This window comes from Vibrio mediterranei (genome assembly GCF_900088415.1).
Taxonomy (GTDB): domain Bacteria; phylum Pseudomonadota; class Gammaproteobacteria; order Enterobacterales; family Vibrionaceae; genus Vibrio; species Vibrio mediterranei.
The window spans coordinates 26,938-44,614 of record NZ_FLLQ01000010.1 but is presented as its reverse complement, the minus strand read 5'-3'; the positions used below and the strand labels follow the sequence as shown (position 1 = coordinate 44,614).

The window sequence follows — 17,677 nt, the reverse complement described above, 5'->3', positions numbered from 1 at the left end:
ATAACCACAAATTAATCCATCTATCCGAGCTCGAAAAGATCCTTTTGCTTCGCAGCAATAAAACGGCTCCTAACTGAGATCAGCCAGGAGCCGTTTGTGAATTATATCACGCTTTCTAGTTGATAGTGAGTTTCTTTATTTCACCATCACGAGTCACTAAAACATAGCCTTCAGGTACCTTAGTTGGTCCAACAGAAAGGCCACTTTCGTTGATGAGTTGCTGTGCTACAAACTCACCTGACTCTCGATCAATCCAGTGTAGGTAACCTAAGCTATCACCTACTACGATGTAACCATCAACAATAACAGGCGCAGTTAGCAGTCGGTTTTCCAACTGGTTATTTTCCCACAGCTCAGTACCACTGCGAGCATCTACAGCTACTACATGATCATTATCTGTCACCAAGAATAAACTACGGTTATCCGTCGCCATATCTGTCGCTGATGAGTAGTTACGTTTCCAAATAGGGTTACCAGAACGTAGATCAATAGAAATTAACTGCCCATTGAAACCCACTGTAAACAGTGTGCCACCTAAAATGATTGGAGATGAATCCACATCAACCAAGCGATCGATCTCGGTAGCGCCTTTTGGCGTGCCTACAGGTTGCTGCCAAATCAACTGTCCACGCTCGACGATAGCGGCAGCTAAACGTCCATTGGCCGTGCCCCAGAAAACACCACCTGATACGGTAGCTGGTGCACTGTCACCACGTAAAGTTAGGTTTGGAACATCAGTACTGATCGCCCAGCGCTCTTCACCCGACGTTTGTTCCAATGCAACCAACAAGCCTTGACTGGTATGAACCATGATTAAACTTGCATCCGCTACCGGATTCGCAAGCACCTCACCATTCACCTTGGCGCGCCAAACTTCTTCGCCCGTTTTGACGTCAAGCGCAATAACTTCGCCGTTTTCGCTACCGATATATAGCTTTTGATACGCCGCGGCAATACCACCAGAAAGTCGAGCTGATGTCTCACCAGCGACATTAACTTCCCAAAGCGTTTTACCCGTTTCTGGATCAAGCGCTTTTACCACTCCGTCTCGGCTAGCGACAAACAAGTTGTCATAGGCGTAAATTGGAGAGAGCTTCGAGAAGAACTGACCAACACCATCACCAATACTTGCAGACCATACCGACTGAGGCGTGAACTCACTTTGTACTTTTGGCAGTGGTGCCATAATGACGGTATCTTCTTCACTAGAACACCCTGCAAGAATTCCCAGTACCGAAATAGAAAGCAGTACTTTCTTTACGACTCTATTCATCGGCTATGGCCCTTACTTGGCAAGATCGTCCAGTTTAATTTGTAGCCCTTGGCTTGCGTCTTGCGCTTGCTGTGCTTCAGTATAAGCAGTGTAAGCTGCATCACGGTCACCGTCACGAATTGCGATATCACCACGCAGCTCGGCCACTCGGCCTGCCCATGCGTCATCGGTAATTTTCGCAAGTTCAGCACGCGCACCATCAACGTTACCTGTTTCCGCCATTAGACGAGCAATACGGTAAGTCACTAGCGGAGTGATCGCCGCATCTTTAGTTTTGCTTTGTGCCCATTGCAGTTGCTCAAGAGCCTTTTCAAGCTCACCAGCTTCTACTTGAACTTTCGCTAGTTGTAGTGAAGCCAAAACACTGTATTCAGTGTCTTTGCTACCATCGATAAATGCTTGTACGTCACCACTTGCGTCAGTGCCTTTAGCGGCAATAGCTTCTACCGCTTTGGTATACTGTTCAGAAGCAGCTTCTTGCGCAGACGTTACTGAGTCTTGATAGTAACGCCAGCCAAATAAACCACCCAAACCAACAACAACACCAAGAACCACTGCTTTGCCGTTCTCTTTCCACCAATCTTTGATTGCTTCTACTTGTTGTTCTTCAGAATCGTAGAGTTCCACTTCCTGTCCTCTTAAAAGAATTCGTCACTAACGTTGATTGATTCATCTATCGAATACGTTCAATCAACGTCAGTCTATAAACTAGATAATATCTGCTAATTTAGCGGCTAACTCAGTTTGAGCAATAGTTTCTTGCTCACCACCCTGCAAATCTTTGACCACGACCGTATTCTCGGCCACTTCATTCTCGCCTAGCACTAGAGCGTATACTGCGCCAACTTTATCTGCACGCTTAAATTGTTTCTTGAAGTTGCCACCACCAAAGTGATTCATGACACGAATACCAGGGATAGCTTCACGCAAAGACTCGGCTAGCTTCATACCTGCCATCATGGTGCCTTCACCCGCAGTCACTACGTAGGCGTCAACACTACGACGAACATCAGTCAGCTCAAGCGTTTCCATCATTAGTACCAAACGCTCTAAACCCATAGCAAATCCGACAGCTGGCGTAGCTTTGCCACCTAGTTGTTCAACCAGTCCGTCATAACGACCACCGCCACAAACCGTACCTTGAGCACCTAAACTTTCGGTGATCCACTCAAATACCGTGCGGTTGTAGTAATCCAACCCACGGACAAGGCGTTGATTTACCGTATATTCGATTCCTGCTGCGTCAAGAAGTTCACAAAGACCTGCAAAATGTTGTTTTGAGTCTGCATCGAGGTAATCTGACAGCTCAGGAGCATCAACCAAAATCGCTTGTACATCTGGGTTCTTGCTATCTAGAACACGTAGCGGATTGGTGTACATACGACGCTTGCTATCTTCATCAAGAACATCAATATGCTGCTCTAGGTGAGCGATCAATGCCGTACGGTAATCAGCGCGAGCTTCTAGAGAGCCGATAGAGTTCAGTTCCAAACGTACATGTTCAGCAATGCCCAACTCACGCCATAGACGCGCAGTCATCATGATAAGTTCAGCATCAACGTCAGGGCCATTTAGACCAAAGACTTCCACACCACATTGATGGAATTGACGGTAACGACCCTTTTGTGGGCGCTCATGGCGGAACATTGGGCCCATATACCAAAGACGTTGTTCTTGGTTATATAACAAGCCATTTTCAATACCAGAACGCACACAACCGGCCGTGCCTTCAGGACGAAGCGTTAGGCTATCGCCATTACGGTCTTCGAAGGTGTACATTTCCTTTTCGACCACATCCGTCACTTCACCGATAGCGCGGCTAAATAGATGGGTCATTTCAACGATTGGCATACGTACTTCGTTGTAGCCATATGCGCTAACAACATGCTTAACTGTATTCTCAACTTTTTGCCAAAGTGGAGATTGTGTTGGGAGGCAGTCGTTCATGCCTCGGATTGCTTGAATAGTTTTTGCCACAGTTTAATACCGTTATATCGTTGAAATTATTTATCTTCTACTTGATTCACTTCGATGCGATTTGACTCATCTAACATCGACGCCTTAGCACGAATTTTTGCCTCGAGCTTGTTCACTAGGTCATCATTATCGAAGCGCTCTTTCTGACGTTTACCGTCCTCGTAGAATGCACTTTTCTTGTTACTACCAGCTAAGCCTAAGTGTGAAACTTCTGCTTCACCTGGTCCATTCACCACACAGCCGATAATCGACACATCCATTGGTGTAATCACATCTTCTAAGCGCTGCTCTAGCGCATTTACTGTACCGATCACATCGAATTCTTGACGTGAACAACTTGGGCAAGCAATAAAGTTGATACCACGAGAGCGAATACGCAATGACTTCAAAATATCAAAGCCCACTTTGATCTCTTCAACAGGGTCTGCCGCTAAAGAAATACGCAAAGTATCACCAATACCTTCTGCCAACAGCATTCCAAGACCCACTGACGACTTCACAGCACCCGCACGAGCACCGCCGGCTTCAGTGATACCTAAGTGTAGTGGCTGATCAATCTTTTGAGCCAACAATCGGTAAGAATCTACGGCAAGGAACACATCCGATGCTTTAACACTGACTTTAAATTGGTCGAAGTTTAGACGATCCAAAATATCCACGTGACGCATCGCCGACTCAACCAAAGCAGCTGGTGTAGGCTCGCCATATTTCATCTGAATGTCTTTTTCTAAAGACCCGCCATTTACGCCAATACGAATTGGAATGTTTTTATCACGCGCACAATCTACAACAGAGCGAATGCGAGCTTCGTTACCGATATTACCCGGGTTGATACGTAAACAATCTACGCCATACTCCGCAACCTTCAATGCAATTCGATAGTCGAAATGAATGTCAGCCACTAGAGGAATCGAAACTTGCTGTTTGATTTCTCGGAAGGCTTCTGCGGCATCCATAGTAGGAACAGAAACACGAACAATGTCTGCACCGACATTTTCTAACGCTTTAATCTGAGCAACGGTCGCAGCAACGTCCGTCGTGCGAGTGTTTGTCATTGACTGAACAGCAATGGGCGCGCCATCGCCGATAGGTACATCGCCCACATAAATACGCGTAGATGGGCGACGTTTAATTGGTGATTCGTGATGCATATTGATTATCTAAGGTAAGGTGAATCGAGCTACTTTGCCTGAAGTATACCCAGAAAGGTCGACAGGTTCACTTCCTAATGTCATAGAAACTTTCTCAGGAGCACCTAAAATCACTTTAAATGGTGCTTTTCCGTTTACATTGACATTATCGCCCTGCTTTTTAATACCGGTAGTGATGGTCTTTCCGTCCGCGTCTTTTACCTGGATCCAGCAGTCACCTGTGAAAGCCATCGTTAAATTAGTCAGACCATCAATTGGTTTTGGTTGCTCGTTTGCGGTTTGAGGTTGTTCCTCAATTACTGCAACGTCTGCCGAAACCGATTCAACGTTATTATTGGCAGTCTCTGGTACCGATTCTGTTGCAGCTTCCTCTGTCTGCTCCGGCGCTTCGATAATGGCAGACACATCAATAGTTTTTACCTCATCTTCTGCTGTTGCTAATTCAGGCTCAGCGGTAAGTTGTGGCGAAGCGGGTTCTTCTACTTGAAAGGCAGGATCGCTAGTATCTGCGATTTCCGATAGAGTATCTTTTTGCTGGCTTTGTAACCACCAAACCGAAGAGATACCAATAATTACCACGAAAATACCCCAAGTAAGCTTCATTATGCGGCTATCGTGTTTTTCTTTATTGGTTTTCTGAGAGAAGCTCTGCATTGGCTGTTCTGAAGGTTGAGCTTCACTGTGGTGTTCAATAGCACCAAGGATCTCTTTTTCATCAATACCAACTGCCTTAGCGTAAGAACGTAGATAGCCTCGAGTGAAGGTTGCAACTTGCTCACCATCAAAATCATTGGCTTCAATCTTTTGAATGATGGCGACACGCAAGCGTAAGCGGTCTGCGATCTGTTTCTGGGTGAGGCCTAGCGCTTCACGCTTCTCTTTTAATATGGTTCCGGCAAGAACGGACTCTTGTGGTTGCTGTTCAACTTTATCTACTGCGGTATTTTGTTCAGTACTCATTTATCATGTACTTCTTTTGGTTGTGACTATGACGCTACACGCTTAGTTCGTTTTTTTAATTGGTGTGATATCGTCATTAGTGTGGTAAATCGTACGTACTAACTGTATTACAGCATAGTCCCAAATTGCCTACTTCTGCACCTCAATCTAGTGCAAAGTGCTCGATTTCATTATGATTTTCGCGCAAGATCTCCCCACATTGGGTCAAGACAGCGGCTGAATGTGACCATCATAGTCGATTCTAACCACGAGTTAAAATCGACAAACGTAAAACGACGTAAATAGAGCCATTTTTGATAAAAAATTGACACTATCTATAAAGTTCAAGCGACGTTTTGAAATATTTGATTAACAAATCCGATATTTGTTCCATTAATACTGAATTTTTTATCAGTAAATTGTGGCAAGGATCAGATATTTTCAATTGCAGCGCTATAGATACAAAAAAACCAAGCAAATACTTGGTTTTTCTTTATTTATTTGTGGATTATACCGATTTTACCGGAATAGCTTCACCTTTTTGCTCAGCCAGTTGCTTGGTACGTTTAGTACGGTCAATCACATCACCAACTAACTGGCCACACGCCGCATCAATATCGTCGCCGCGAGTCTTACGAACTGTCACTGTATAGTCGTACTGCATTAGCGTCTTCATGAAACGATCGATGCGCGAGTTACTCGGTTTCTTGTACGGTGACCCTGGATAAGGGTTAAATGGAATCAAGTTGATTTTCGCAGGCGTGTCTTTCAACAGCTCCGCAAGCTCACGCGCATGATCCATATCGTCGTTAACATGGTCTAAAAGTACATATTCAACGGTAACTTTACCGCGATTAGCATTAGATGACGCAATATAACGACGAACTGATGCTAAGAAATCTTCGATATCCCAACGATCATTAATCGGCATGATTTCACTACGCAACTTGTCATTTGGAGCGTGAAGAGAAATAGCCAATGCAACATCAATTTCACCCGTCATTTGATCAAGACCGGACACCACACCAGAAGTCGATACTGTTACGCGGCGTTTGGACAAACCAAAGCCAAGATCGTCTAGCATAATTTCTAACGCAGGCATCAGATTCTTCATGTTGAGTAGAGGTTCACCCATACCCATCATCACCACGTTGGTTATTGGGCGACGACCTGTCTCTTTTTCAAGGCCGACTTCACGCGCAGCGCGCCAAACCTGACCGATAATTTCCGAGACTTTAAGGTTACGGTTAAAGCCCTGCTGTGCCGTTGAACAGAATTTACACTCCAACGCACAACCTACTTGAGATGAAACACACAACGTTGCGCGGTCATCATCTGGGATATAGACCGTTTCGACATCTTGATCACCTACACGCATCGCCCATTTAATGGTGCCATCAGATGAGTGTTGCGCTTCAGAGACTGTCGGAGCTTTAATTTCAGCCAAACGAATCAGCTTTTCACGAAGCTTCTTGTTGATGTTGGTCATCTTCTCAAAGTCATCACAACCAAAATGATAGATCCACTTCATAACCTGATCAGCACGGAAGGCTTTTTCGCCAAGTTCCTCTTGGAAGAATTTACGCATACCTTTGCGATCAAAATCGAGTAGATTGACTTTTTGTGCGGTCATGTTGCCTCTTCGATGACGGTGATTCTACTTAAGGGCGCGAATTGTACAGCCTTTAGGCGACTACAACAAGCGCTACAAAACCTTAAAATAATAAGGTATTCATTTATAAGCGAACATTTTTTGAACAGCAAACACACTCAATATTAAAAAAGGAGGCCTAAGCCTCCTTGTGTTGAGCGGAATCAATCATTAACGCGGACAAATTTCCGACGTAGGGAAGAAAAATTCAATTTCACGCGCTGCCGACTCTGGACTGTCTGAGCCGTGCACCGAGTTATGGCGCATGCTTAACGCGTAATCTGCACGAATGGTTCCACATGCAGCTTCTTCAGGGTTAGTCTTCCCCATAAGCTCACGATAACGAGAGATAGCATCTTCGCCTTCAAGTACTTGAACCATGATAGGACCAGAGGTCATAAACTCGCGCAGTGCATCAAAGAATGGCTTACCCTCGTGTTCAGCGTAAAACCCTTTCGCTTGCTCATCGGTCAAGTGAACCATCTTAGCTGCGATAATTTTTAGACCAGCTTTCTCAATACGATGATAGATCTCACCAATAAGATTACGTTCTACAGCATCAGGCTTAACGATTGAAAATGTTCTTTCTAGGGCCATTATTGTTCCTTATCTTTCTGTTTATATTGTTGTTATTTGGTTTGAGCTTGCTCAGTAAGCAGTCGAGCTAAAGTACGAATACCCATGCCAGTTGCCCCCGCAGACCACTTATCAGTCGCCGCTTTGCGATATGTACCGGCACAATCGAAATGCAACCAACCTTTTTTATAATCGGTAACAAAGTAAGACAAAAATGCCGCTGCAGTGCTTGCACCTGGTGAGTAATCACCACTGCTGATATTTGAAAGGTCAGCAAAGTTTGACGGCAGCATACCTCGATGGAAATCTGCTAACGGTAGTGGCCATAAACCTTCTTTTTCTTGGTTTGCATTGGTTAATGCCTGATGAGTGAGTTCGTCATCAAAAGACATGATAGCGTGGTAATCATTACCTAGAGCATTCTTAGCTGCACCGGTGAGCGTAGCACAGTCAATAATCAGCTCAGGGTTTTGTTCGCTCGCGTAAATAAGACCATCAGCCAGAACTAAGCGTCCCTCGGCATCGGTATTCATGATTTCAACCGTTTTACCGTTTTTATAAGTGATCACGTCACCCAATTTAAGCGCTCGGCCAGAAACCATGTTTTCCGCACAGCAGAGAATCAACTTCACACGTTTGTTCAAACCACGCATGATCGCTAATCCCAAACCGCCAGTGATAGTACCAGCGCCACCCATGTCTGCTTTCATCGCCGACATAAAGTTAGAAGGCTTCAGGCTGTAGCCACCAGAATCGAATGTGATGCCTTTACCAACTAGGCACGCAAATACTGGGGCATTTTCGTCACCTGTAGGGTTGTAATCGAGCTGTAGCATTGCCGATGTACGTTCAGAACCACGACCTACTGCGAAAATACCTTCCCATCCTTCAGTCAGCAGATCTTTATCTTTTACAATGCGGTAAGTAACGTGCTCAGGTGCCGTTGATTTAATAAACTCAGCCGCCATAGTCGCAAGTTGACGAGGTGCAACTTCTTCCGCGCTCTTGTTGATGATGTCACGAGTCCAGTTGGAGGCTTTGATACGTGCATTCAGCTCGTTTTCATCTTGCTCACTGAGTGACGGCAGCGTTACTTGCGTGCTTTTCTTAGAGTTACGGTAGCCTTGATAGAATGCCCAGGTTGATTCTAGATCCCAGCCTTCGCCAGCCAGTGTTGCATTAGAAATACCTTGCGAGTCTAATTTACGAGCCGCGCGCTGAATAGCGCCTAAATCGTGGCCCTCGCCTAAGTGGACTGTCGCGCCAGTTTCTGTGAAAGAGATGATTGCTTTGTCGCCCCATTGAGGAGCAGCCGCTTCTTGGCTAAGAAATACCGACATTGTGTTAGACATGGTCTCTCCTTGTCTTAATTCTGTTTTGTGTTGTCGTATCTTATGATTCAAATGATGTTATCACTATGTAGAGACAATACCAATGACCCGCCCAAGGGAATTAATAACAATGTAACATGTAGCGACAAAAAAACGGACCAAAGGTCCGTTTTTAGAAGTAAAGTTAGAGCGATTTATCAATCGTACTCATCCATCCAGCATAAGATGACTGCTTCAAGGATTTTCTCATTAGAACGATTTGGATCATCGTCAAAATCTTCTAGTTCCGTTATCCATTGATGTAAGTCGGTAAAACGAACCGTTTTAGGGTCCATATCTGGAAATTGATCGCACAACTCAATAGCGATATCACGAGAGTCAGTCCATTTTAAGCTCATGTATCCTCCACTTATTAGTGATCTTCAGATGCGTGGTTTAACGTGTATTTTGGAATTTCTACCACTAAGTCTTCATCAGCAACAACGGCTTGGCAACCCAAACGTGATTCTGGTTCTAAGCCCCACGCTTTATCTAGCATGTCATCTTCAAGCTCTTCACTCTCTTCAAGTGAATCGAAACCTTCACGAATAATCACGTGACAAGTTGTGCAAGCGCACGATTTCTCACAAGCGTGCTCAATCCCAATACCGTTTTTTAGTGCCACATCTAATACGGTTTCGCCTTCGTTAGCCTCTAACACTGCGCCTTCTGGGCACAGATCTTCATGGGGCAGAACAACTATTTTTGGCATGACTACTTAGTCCTCGAATTTAAATGTTATCTACTGATTGACCGGCAAGAGCTTCGCGAATGGACTTGTCCATACGACGAGAAGCAAATTCTTGGCTCGCTTTATCAGTATCTTTTATACCTTGTTCAATGGCGTCGGCGTCGTCACCATTGCGCAATTTAATTAGTGCTTCAATGGCTTCTACTAGTGTTTGTTTTTCTTGTTCATCTAGTAAAGCATCGCCATCAGCTTGCATCGCTGCAATTAACCCTTCGATAACGCGATCGGCTTCCACACGTTGTTCAGCCAAGGCACGAGCCAACATGTCGTCTTTAGCGTAAGTCATCGAATCTTTGAGCATATTAGTCACTTCATCATCGCTTAGTCCGTATGATGGTTTGACTTGAATATCAGATTGAATACCAGTGCTCTTTTCCATCGCAGTGACAGACAGTAGACCATCCGCATCAACCTGATAGGTGACACGAATATGCGCAGCACCCGCCGCCATTGGAGGAATACCTTTAAGTGAAAAACGAGCAAGAGAACGACAATCATCAACCATTTCACGTTCACCTTGAACAATATGAACCGACATAGCCGTTTGACCGTCTTTAAAAGTGGTAAACTCTTGAGCACGAGCAACTGGGATGGTTGTATTTCGAGGAACAATTTTCTCGACTAGGCCACCCATTGTTTCAATACCTAGAGACAAAGGCAGTACGTCGAGTAGCAGCATTTCAGAGTCTGGTTTGTTTCCTGCGAGAATATCCGCTTGAATGGCAGCACCAATCGCAACGACTTCATCAGGGTTAATGCTAGTCAGAGGCGTTTTCCCAAAGAACTCGCCTACCATGTCGCGAACCAAAGGTGTACGGGTTGAACCACCCACCATGACGACTTCAAGTACCTCTTCAGCGTCCACTTCCGCATCTTTTAGAGCACGGCGACAAGAAAGAAGGGTTTTCTTAACCAAGGCACGAATGAGATCTTCAAATTGAGCTTTCTCTAATTCGCCTTTCCAACCTAGCACATCCACACTTGCGACATCAGATTGACTCAAGTCGATCTTAGCTTGCGTTGCTGCGTCCAGTAATTCACGCTGCTCTTGAACCGTTAGTTCAGCCTTACCAATTTGCTGCTGCAAATGTTCTGCAACCAAATGGTCAAAGTCATCGCCACCCAGCGCTGAATCGCCGCCCGTTGCGAGTACTTCAAACACGCCACGAGATAATCGCAGAATAGATATATCAAAGGTGCCGCCACCAAGATCATAAACAGCAATCACACCTTCTTGACCACTATCCAAACCATAAGCAATCGCGGCCGCAGTAGGTTCATTGAGTAGTCGTAAGACATGTAAACCAGCTAAGCTCGCTGCGTCCTTTGTGCCTTGACGCTGTGCATCATCGAAGTAGGCAGGAACCGTGATAACCACCCCTGCTAATTCGCCACCTAATGATTCTTCTGCACGTTGAGAAAGTGCTTTTAAGATATCAGAGGACACTTGAATAGGATTCTTCGCCCCACCACGCGTTTGTAATACTGGCAGACCATTATCACTTTCTGTCAAAGAGTAAGGCATAGATGGGTAACGGCTTTGAACATCCGCAAGTGAACGACCTAATAAGCGTTTTACCGAAATAATAGTATTCACTGGATCAGAAGCTGCGTTATCACGAGCCTCAACACCGACCGTGGTCGACTCTTCTGTATAATGCACGGCCGAAGGCAAGATATTTCTGCCATTCGAATCTGGTAGCGTGGCTGCTTCTCCACTTCTTACCGTTGCAACTAGAGAGTTTGTAGTCCCTAGATCAATACCTGCAGCCAACTTATGTTCGTGTGGCGCAGAGCTTTGACCGGGTTCTGCGATTTGAAGTAATGCCATTCAAATATCCTTGGGAGCTTCCATTAACCAAGCAGCTTATCTTCGAGCTGTTCTATTTCACTTTGCAACTTGGCGATAAATTTTAGTTTTCTGACGCTATCTGCAGCTTGTGGCCACTGATTCTGTTCGAGCAGCTGTTGTAACTCAAGCAGTTGTGATTTGAACATTTTGCTGACCTTCGCCTCAAAGTCAAAGAGTTCTGACTCAACATCACTTGAGGTCTCTATTTCTTCGAGGGTCTCACGCAGTTCCATCTGTTCCATTAAGAACATAGGGTCTTGCAAGGTTTGCTGTTCAGCTCGAATATCTACGCCATTCTCAGCCAGCAGATACTCTGCTCGAGAAATTGGCTTACGAAGTACTTCGTATGCGTCATTGATTTGCGCTGCTTTCTGAACCGCAAGCATGCGGTCACGCTCGGAAGCGGTAGCAAAGTTATCGGGATGAAAGCGTCGCTGTAATTCTCTGAATTGAGAAGAAAGAAGGCTACCGTCCAGCTGAAACTGAATAGGTAGCCCAAATAGTTCGAAATGGTTCATAACATAGACTCGCAAACAAGAATCGTGGAGCAACTGGCTAAACCAACTGCACCACGACTATTAAAGGTTAAACATTAAAGCTCTCACCACAACCGCACTCGCCTTTTGCGTTTGGGTTGTTGAATTCGAACCCTTCGTTCAAGCCCTCTTTCACGTAATCAAGCTCTGTTCCATCGAGATAAACCAAGCTCTTTGCATCGATGATGACTTTCACACCTTCATGCTCAAAGACTTCATCACCATCATCAAGTTCATCAACAAACTCAAGAACATAGGCCATACCAGAACACCCAGTGGTCTTTACACCTAAACGTAATCCAATACCTTTACCGCGGTTTTCTAAAAACGTTCTTACTCGGCTTGCTGCTGCTTCTGTCATTGAGATGGCCATACTACAACCTTTGTTTGCTTCTCTTGATGATATATTAAGGCTTGGTTATCCAAGCGATTTAGTCGTGCTTTTTCTTATAATCGGCTACGGCGGCTTTAATTGCGTCTTCCGCAAGAATTGAGCAGTGAACTTTCACTGGCGGCAACTCTAGTTCTTCAGCAATTTCAGCATTTTTGATAGCCGCAGCTTCTTCAATTGATTTACCTTTTACCCACTCTGTAACCAGTGAGCTTGATGCGATAGCTGAACCGCAACCGTAGGTTTTGAATTTCGCGTCTTCGATAATACCTTCTGGTGTTACCTTAATCTGAAGCTTCATTACGTCGCCACATGCTGGCGCGCCTACCATACCACTACCCACAGCTGGATCATTTTTATCAAACGACCCTACATTACGTGGGTTTTCATAGTGGTCAATAACCTTTTCACTATATGCCATAATAAATTCCTCGAATCCTCTACTATCGTGAGATTAGTGGTGTGCCCACTCGACCGTATCTAGGTCAATCCCTTCTTTATACATATCCCATAGAGGAGACATGTCACGTAACTTGTTCACTGCTGTTGTAATTTGCTCAATCGCGTAGTCGATGTCTTCTTCCGTCGTGAAGCGACCGAACGAGAAACGCACAGAGCTGTGAGCCAGTTCATCGTTCAGACCTAATGCACGAAGTACATAAGATGGCTCTAGGCTCGCTGAAGTACATGCTGAACCGGATGATACTGCAAGATCTTTCAATGACATCAGTAGCGATTCACCTTCAACAAATGCGAAGCTCACGTTTAGGTTGTGAGGTACACGCTGCTCTAAGTCACCATTGATCGTAACGGCTTCAAGATCTTTAACACCGTTTAACAGGCGATCACGCAGAGATTTTGCATGGTCATAATCTTTTTGCATATCTTGCTTAGCAATAGCAAATGCCTCGCCCATACCAACAATTTGGTGAGTCGGTAGCGTACCAGAACGGAAACCACGCTCATGACCACCACCGTGCATTTGTGCTTCTAAACGGATACGTGGTTTACGACGAACGTATAGTGCACCGATACCTTTAGGGCCATAAATTTTGTGAGCTGACATTGAAATTAAGTCAACTTTCATTTCTTGAACATCAATTGGCAATTTGCCAGCCGATTGCGCAGCATCAATGTGGAAAACGATTTTCTTGCTGCGGCATAGCTCACCAATAGCGGCGATATCTTGAACAACACCAATTTCGTTGTTTACGTGCATGATAGAAACAAGCACAGTATCGTCACGCATTGCAGCTTCTAACTTTGCTAAATCGATAAGACCATTGGCTTCCGGCTCAAGATACGTTACCTCAAAGCCTTCACGCTCTAATTGACGACATGGGTCAAGTACTGCTTTATGCTCTGTTTTACAGGTAATAACATGCTTACCTTTCTTAGCGTAAAAATGAGCAGCACCCTTGATAGCAAGGTTGTCTGATTCTGTCGCGCCCGAAGTGAAAATAATTTCGCGAGGATCCGCGTTCAACAGATCGGCGATTTGCTCACGCGCGTTGTCTACTGCTTCTTCTGCTTGCCAACCAAAACGGTGTGATCGTGACGCTGGGTTACCAAAGGTACCGTCCATCGTCATAAATTGAACCATCTTTTCTGCAACCCTTGGGTCAACAGGACATGTGGCAGAGTAGTCTAGATAAATAGGCAGTTTCATTCTTTACTCCAATGTAAAAGCAACACTACTTACGAGCGAACATTAATTCCGATGGGTGCGGTGCTTGTACTTTTTCTTGAGAACCCATGATTTACCGCAAGATCTACGTCTTGTCGGTCTGAAATTTCTAATACTTCATTATCTACCATCAGCTCACCAAGAGTGATGTTATTTAAGAAGTCACTAATGCGAGAGCTTAAATCTCTCCAAAGCGTATGAGTGAGGCAACGTGTACCACCTTGGCAATCGCCTTTACCAGCACATTTGGTTGCATCAACAGACTCATCAACAGCAGCTATCACCGTTCCAATTGCAATATCAGACGCTTCTGCGCCGAGTCGGTAACCACCACCAGGGCCGCGTACACTGGCTACAAGTCCAGCTTTGCGCAATTTTGAGAACAGTTGCTCTAAATATGACAGTGAGATCCCTTGACGTTCAGAGATATCTGCCAGAGGTACTGGGCTTTGCTGTGAGTGCAGTGCGACATCTAGCATCGCCGTTACTGCATATCTTCCTTTTGATGTTAGTCTCATATCACACGTTTCCACATTGATTATGTGGTTTCGATTTTTCCATACCTGACTATTTTAATCAAGTATTTATTTGACTAAAATAGTCAGGTATTTAACCCAACAGAAAAAGCGGTTATTTTTTAACCCCTAGCCCTTTTTCTATTGACGTTAAAATACCACGCAACGTGTTGATTTCCTGTGACTCAGGGCGAGCTCTGCTGAACATTCTTCGTAATTTGTTCATTACTAACCCTGGTTTATCTTTAGAAATAAACTGGGTATCGGTGATGACTTTTTCAAGGTGTTGGTAGAATAATTCTAGCTCTTTGTGACGTGGATACTCTGCTTGCTCTTGCTCAGGAAACTGGTTAGCCACACGCTGCAAATGCGCAACACGTACTTCATAACTTAATGTCTGAACCGCCATCGCTAAGTTAAGAGAGCTGTATTCCGGGTTTGCAGGAATACAAGTATGAAAATGGCAAAGCTGCAATTCTTCGTTGGTCAAGCCAGTGCGTTCACGACCAAAAACCAAAGCAACAGGGTGTTGCTCACCTTCAATGGCAAACTTCTCGCCACACTCTCTTGGTTCAATCATAGGCCATTCCAGTGTACGAGAGCGCGCACTTGAGCCAACAACCAAACCACAATCTTCAATAGCATCTTGCAATGAACCAACAATTTGAGCGCCAAGCGCAATATCACTAGCACCCGCTGCAAGCGCAATCGCTTGAGCATCTACCTCACATTGTGGGTCAACCAAGACCATCTGGCTTAACCCCATCACCTTCATCGCTCTTGCAGCTGAGCCGATATTACCGGAGTGAGAGGTTCCGACGAGGACGATTTTCACGTTGTCTAGCATTGTCAAATTGCACCGAGATTACAAAACCGACGAATAATAACATAAACCCGACTAAAATAGTCAGGGTCTTTTTATTCACCCCAATGACAGAACAAAAAATAACCACTTCCTTTTTGCCAAAACTTTGGTATACTCGCCGCCGCTTTTTGTTCTTTAACATCCGTTGGGAAAATTCGTATGCATCCAATGCTAAATATCGCTATACGCGCTGCGCGTAAAGCGGGCAACCATATTGCTAAATCACTAGAAAACACTGACAAGATCGAGTCGGTACAGAAAGGCACTAATGACTTTGTTACTAACGTAGACAAAGAAGCTGAAGCACTCATTATCCATACTATTCAAACATCTTACCCTGACCACAGCATCATCGCTGAAGAAGGTGGCATGATTGAAGGTAAAGATAGCGACGTACAATGGATCATCGACCCACTGGATGGCACTAATAACTTCGTTAAAGGTATTCCACACTTCTCAGTATCTATTGCGGTTCGCATTAAGGGTAAAACTGAAGTTGCGTGCGTATACGATCCAATGCTAAACGAGCTATTCACTGCACAACGCGGTGCTGGCGCTCAATTAAACAACGCTCGAATCCGTGTTAACACTCTGAAAGACCTAAAAGGTACTGTCATCGGTACAGGTTTCCCTTCGAAGCAAAAACAGCACTCTGAAAGCTATTTCAAGATCATGTCAGCAATGTTTGTTGAATGTGCAGACTTCCGCCGCGCAGGTTCTGCTGCTCTTGATCTTTGCTACGTAGGTGCAGGTCGTCTAGACGGCTTCTTCGAACTAGGCCTAAAACCATGGGACATGGCTGCAGGTGAGCTTATCGCACGTGAAGCTGGCGCTATCGTGACTGATTTTTCAGGCGGTACTGAGTACATGAAGTCTGGTAACGTTGTTGCTGCAAGTGCACGTGGTGCTAAGAGCATGCTTAAAATCATTCGCGAGAATGGTAACGAAGCTATCCTTAAGTAATTAGCTTAAGACTCACAGCCCGTCACAGCTGAATTTGAAATCCCGGCCATTGGTCGGGATTTTTTTTAGCGTTTTCGACGCAGTGAGAAAGTTACTGTCATCCATTTATGACAGACAAAAAAAGCCACTCGATAGAGTGGCTTTTGCGATTTAGGACGATGCTTTCGTCATCCGTGAGTCACGCCTGTGTGGGGATGACGACGCACTTGAAGTCTAATTCGATGCCTTAAGGCATCTCATCAAACTCTGCACCTTCTTTCTCAATCTGCGGTGGCATTAAGTGCTCTTTCTGGATACCCAGTTTCAGAGCCAGAGCCGATGCAACATAGATTGAAGAATAAGTACCAACGGTAATACCTAATAGCAAGGCTGTTGCGAACCCGTGAATCATCGCACCACCTTGAGTAAAGAGTGCGATAACTACGAATAATGTAGTACCAGACGTAATCAAAGTACGACTTAACGTTTGAGTGATTGAGCTGTTCATAATGTCAGCTGGCTCACCATTACGCATCTTACGGAAGTTTTCTCGAATACGGTCGAAAACAACGATCGTATCATTGAGCGAGTAACCGACTACGGTAAGCAGTGCCGCAACAATGGTAAGGTCGACTTCGATTTGCATCAAAGAGAAAATACCCAACGTAATTATAACGTCGTGCGCGAGTGCTAGTACCGCACCTGCCGCTAAGCGCCATTCGAATCGTACAGATACATAGATCAAGATACAGATTAACGATACTAGGATCGCCAAACCGCCCGCTTCAGTCAGCTCATCACCCACGTTCGGACCAACAAACTCGATACGGCGCATTTCAACGCTTTCGCCCGTACCTTGTTTAATCGCATCTAAAATCTGGTTACCTAGTGCTTCCGCTTGTACATCTTCACGTGGACGGAGACGAACCATGACATCACGAGATGAACCAAAGTTCTGAACCGTTGCATCACCGAAGCCTTTCGCATCTAGAGCTGAACGAACTTGCTCAAGATTAGCCGGCTGCTCAAAGCCAACTTCAATCAACGTACCGCCAGTAAAGTCTAGACCCCAATTCAACCATTTGGTTGACAGAGTAAAGATGGCAGCACCTATCATCACGAGCGACAAGGCAAATGCCGCTTTAGACCAACGCATAAAGTCGATCGTTTTGTCTGCTTTCAATATCTGAAACATAACTAA

The 17,677-nt window shown here is 44.9% G+C and carries 19 protein-coding genes; 1 reads left to right on the top strand and 18 read right to left on the bottom strand.

The features are described 5' to 3' along the window. Positions 1-115 precede the first annotated feature (115 nt). The 17 genes from bamB to trmJ form a co-directional block, all read right to left on the bottom strand. The gene (bamB, locus tag VME0621_RS22105; RefSeq protein WP_006072561.1) at positions 116-1,273 is read right to left on the bottom strand and encodes an outer membrane protein assembly factor BamB; all 1,158 of its coding nucleotides are present in this window, start codon (positions 1,271-1,273) and stop codon (positions 116-118) included. A 12-nt stretch (positions 1,274-1,285) separates the two neighbouring features. Then, a complete protein-coding gene (locus VME0621_RS22100; protein WP_006072562.1) occupies positions 1,286-1,900 on the bottom strand; it encodes a YfgM family protein in 615 nt (204 codons plus the stop codon). Positions 1,901-1,981: 81 nt separating this feature from the next. Continuing rightward, a complete protein-coding gene (hisS, locus tag VME0621_RS22095) occupies positions 1,982-3,250 on the bottom strand; it encodes a histidine--tRNA ligase (protein WP_006072564.1) in 1,269 nt (422 codons plus the stop codon). A gap of 26 nt (positions 3,251-3,276) precedes the next feature. After that, complete coding sequence (ispG, locus tag VME0621_RS22090; protein WP_038227956.1) at positions 3,277-4,401, bottom strand: flavodoxin-dependent (E)-4-hydroxy-3-methylbut-2-enyl-diphosphate synthase; 1,125 nt, start codon at positions 4,399-4,401, stop codon at positions 3,277-3,279. A 9-nt stretch (positions 4,402-4,410) separates the two neighbouring features. Continuing rightward, a complete protein-coding gene (rodZ, locus tag VME0621_RS22085; protein WP_062460670.1) occupies positions 4,411-5,361 on the bottom strand; it encodes a cytoskeleton protein RodZ in 951 nt (316 codons plus the stop codon). Between the two features lie 487 nt (positions 5,362-5,848). Beyond that, positions 5,849-6,973 carry a dual-specificity RNA methyltransferase RlmN gene (gene rlmN, locus VME0621_RS22080; protein WP_038227960.1) on the bottom strand — a complete coding sequence of 375 codons (1,125 nt, stop codon included), beginning with the start codon at positions 6,971-6,973 and terminating at the stop codon, positions 5,849-5,851. A 189-nt stretch (positions 6,974-7,162) separates the two neighbouring features. Then, positions 7,163-7,588: a nucleoside-diphosphate kinase gene (gene ndk, locus VME0621_RS22075; protein WP_038227962.1), complete on the bottom strand. Its 426-nt coding sequence runs from the start codon at positions 7,586-7,588 to the stop codon at positions 7,163-7,165. Positions 7,589-7,620: 32 nt separating this feature from the next. Next, complete coding sequence (gene pepB, locus VME0621_RS22070) at positions 7,621-8,919, bottom strand: aminopeptidase PepB (RefSeq protein WP_062460667.1); 1,299 nt, start codon at positions 8,917-8,919, stop codon at positions 7,621-7,623. 176 nt (positions 8,920-9,095) lie between these two features. Then, positions 9,096-9,296 carry a Fe-S cluster assembly protein IscX gene (gene iscX, locus VME0621_RS22065; protein ID WP_006072574.1) on the bottom strand — a complete coding sequence of 67 codons (201 nt, stop codon included), beginning with the start codon at positions 9,294-9,296 and terminating at the stop codon, positions 9,096-9,098. A 14-nt stretch (positions 9,297-9,310) separates the two neighbouring features. Next, positions 9,311-9,649: an ISC system 2Fe-2S type ferredoxin gene (fdx, locus tag VME0621_RS22060; protein WP_006072576.1), complete on the bottom strand. Its 339-nt coding sequence runs from the start codon at positions 9,647-9,649 to the stop codon at positions 9,311-9,313. A gap of 19 nt (positions 9,650-9,668) precedes the next feature. After that, positions 9,669-11,519 (bottom strand): Fe-S protein assembly chaperone HscA, encoded by a 1,851-nt coding sequence (gene hscA, locus VME0621_RS22055; protein WP_062460664.1) that lies wholly within the window; start codon positions 11,517-11,519, stop codon positions 9,669-9,671. A 23-nt stretch (positions 11,520-11,542) separates the two neighbouring features. Continuing rightward, the gene (gene hscB / locus VME0621_RS22050; protein ID WP_006072580.1) at positions 11,543-12,058 is read right to left on the bottom strand and encodes a co-chaperone HscB; all 516 of its coding nucleotides are present in this window, start codon (positions 12,056-12,058) and stop codon (positions 11,543-11,545) included. Between the two features lie 67 nt (positions 12,059-12,125). Further along, positions 12,126-12,449, bottom strand: coding sequence for an iron-sulfur cluster assembly protein IscA (gene iscA, locus VME0621_RS22045; protein WP_006072581.1), 324 nt, complete (start codon positions 12,447-12,449; stop codon positions 12,126-12,128). Positions 12,450-12,507: 58 nt separating this feature from the next. Beyond that, entirely contained in the window at positions 12,508-12,888 is a 381-nt protein-coding gene (gene iscU / locus VME0621_RS22040) for a Fe-S cluster assembly scaffold IscU (RefSeq protein WP_006072582.1), read from the bottom strand. 33 nt (positions 12,889-12,921) lie between these two features. Further along, the gene (locus tag VME0621_RS22035; RefSeq protein WP_062460661.1) at positions 12,922-14,136 is read right to left on the bottom strand and encodes an IscS subfamily cysteine desulfurase; all 1,215 of its coding nucleotides are present in this window, start codon (positions 14,134-14,136) and stop codon (positions 12,922-12,924) included. Between the two features lie 29 nt (positions 14,137-14,165). Next, positions 14,166-14,672: a Fe-S cluster assembly transcriptional regulator IscR gene (gene iscR / locus VME0621_RS22030; RefSeq protein WP_006072585.1), complete on the bottom strand. Its 507-nt coding sequence runs from the start codon at positions 14,670-14,672 to the stop codon at positions 14,166-14,168. A gap of 112 nt (positions 14,673-14,784) precedes the next feature. After that, the gene (gene trmJ / locus VME0621_RS22025; protein ID WP_062460658.1) at positions 14,785-15,516 is read right to left on the bottom strand and encodes a tRNA (cytosine(32)/uridine(32)-2'-O)-methyltransferase TrmJ; all 732 of its coding nucleotides are present in this window, start codon (positions 15,514-15,516) and stop codon (positions 14,785-14,787) included. 177 nt (positions 15,517-15,693) lie between these two features. Here trmJ and suhB point away from each other — a divergent pair, with 177 nt between their 5' ends. Next, positions 15,694-16,497, top strand: a complete 804-nt coding sequence (gene suhB / locus VME0621_RS22020; RefSeq protein WP_038227968.1) for an inositol-1-monophosphatase — start codon at positions 15,694-15,696, stop codon at positions 16,495-16,497. A gap of 226 nt (positions 16,498-16,723) precedes the next feature. Here the strand turns inward: suhB and secF are convergent, their stop codons facing one another. Continuing rightward, on the bottom strand, positions 16,724-17,671 hold the full coding sequence (gene secF / locus VME0621_RS22015) for a protein translocase subunit SecF (RefSeq protein WP_038227970.1): 948 nt from the start codon (positions 17,669-17,671) through the stop codon (positions 16,724-16,726). Positions 17,672-17,677: the final 6 nt, after the last annotated feature.

Coding starts and splice junctions, on each gene's coding strand:
- bamB (WP_006072561.1), bottom strand. CDS start 1,273: ATGAATAGAGTCGTAAAGAAAGTACTGCTTTCTATTTCGGTACTGGGA.
- ispG (WP_038227956.1), bottom strand. CDS start 4,401: ATGCATCACGAATCACCAATTAAACGTCGCCCATCTACGCGTATTTAT.
- rodZ (WP_062460670.1), bottom strand. CDS start 5,361: ATGAGTACTGAACAAAATACCGCAGTAGATAAAGTTGAACAGCAACCA.
- rlmN (WP_038227960.1), bottom strand. CDS start 6,973: ATGACCGCACAAAAAGTCAATCTACTCGATTTTGATCGCAAAGGTATG.
- ndk (WP_038227962.1), bottom strand. CDS start 7,588: ATGGCCCTAGAAAGAACATTTTCAATCGTTAAGCCTGATGCTGTAGAA.
- pepB (WP_062460667.1), bottom strand. CDS start 8,919: ATGTCTAACACAATGTCGGTATTTCTTAGCCAAGAAGCGGCTGCTCCT.
- iscX (WP_006072574.1), bottom strand. CDS start 9,296: ATGAGCTTAAAATGGACTGACTCTCGTGATATCGCTATTGAGTTGTGC.
- fdx (WP_006072576.1), bottom strand. CDS start 9,649: ATGCCAAAAATAGTTGTTCTGCCCCATGAAGATCTGTGCCCAGAAGGC.
- hscA (WP_062460664.1), bottom strand. CDS start 11,519: ATGGCATTACTTCAAATCGCAGAACCCGGTCAAAGCTCTGCGCCACAC.
- hscB (WP_006072580.1), bottom strand. CDS start 12,058: ATGAACCATTTCGAACTATTTGGGCTACCTATTCAGTTTCAGCTGGAC.
- iscA (WP_006072581.1), bottom strand. CDS start 12,449: ATGGCCATCTCAATGACAGAAGCAGCAGCAAGCCGAGTAAGAACGTTT.
- iscU (WP_006072582.1), bottom strand. CDS start 12,888: ATGGCATATAGTGAAAAGGTTATTGACCACTATGAAAACCCACGTAAT.
- VME0621_RS22035 (WP_062460661.1), bottom strand. CDS start 14,136: ATGAAACTGCCTATTTATCTAGACTACTCTGCCACATGTCCTGTTGAC.
- iscR (WP_006072585.1), bottom strand. CDS start 14,672: ATGAGACTAACATCAAAAGGAAGATATGCAGTAACGGCGATGCTAGAT.
- trmJ (WP_062460658.1), bottom strand. CDS start 15,516: ATGCTAGACAACGTGAAAATCGTCCTCGTCGGAACCTCTCACTCCGGT.
- suhB (WP_038227968.1), top strand. CDS start 15,694: ATGCATCCAATGCTAAATATCGCTATACGCGCTGCGCGTAAAGCGGGC.
- secF (WP_038227970.1), bottom strand. CDS start 17,671: ATGTTTCAGATATTGAAAGCAGACAAAACGATCGACTTTATGCGTTGG.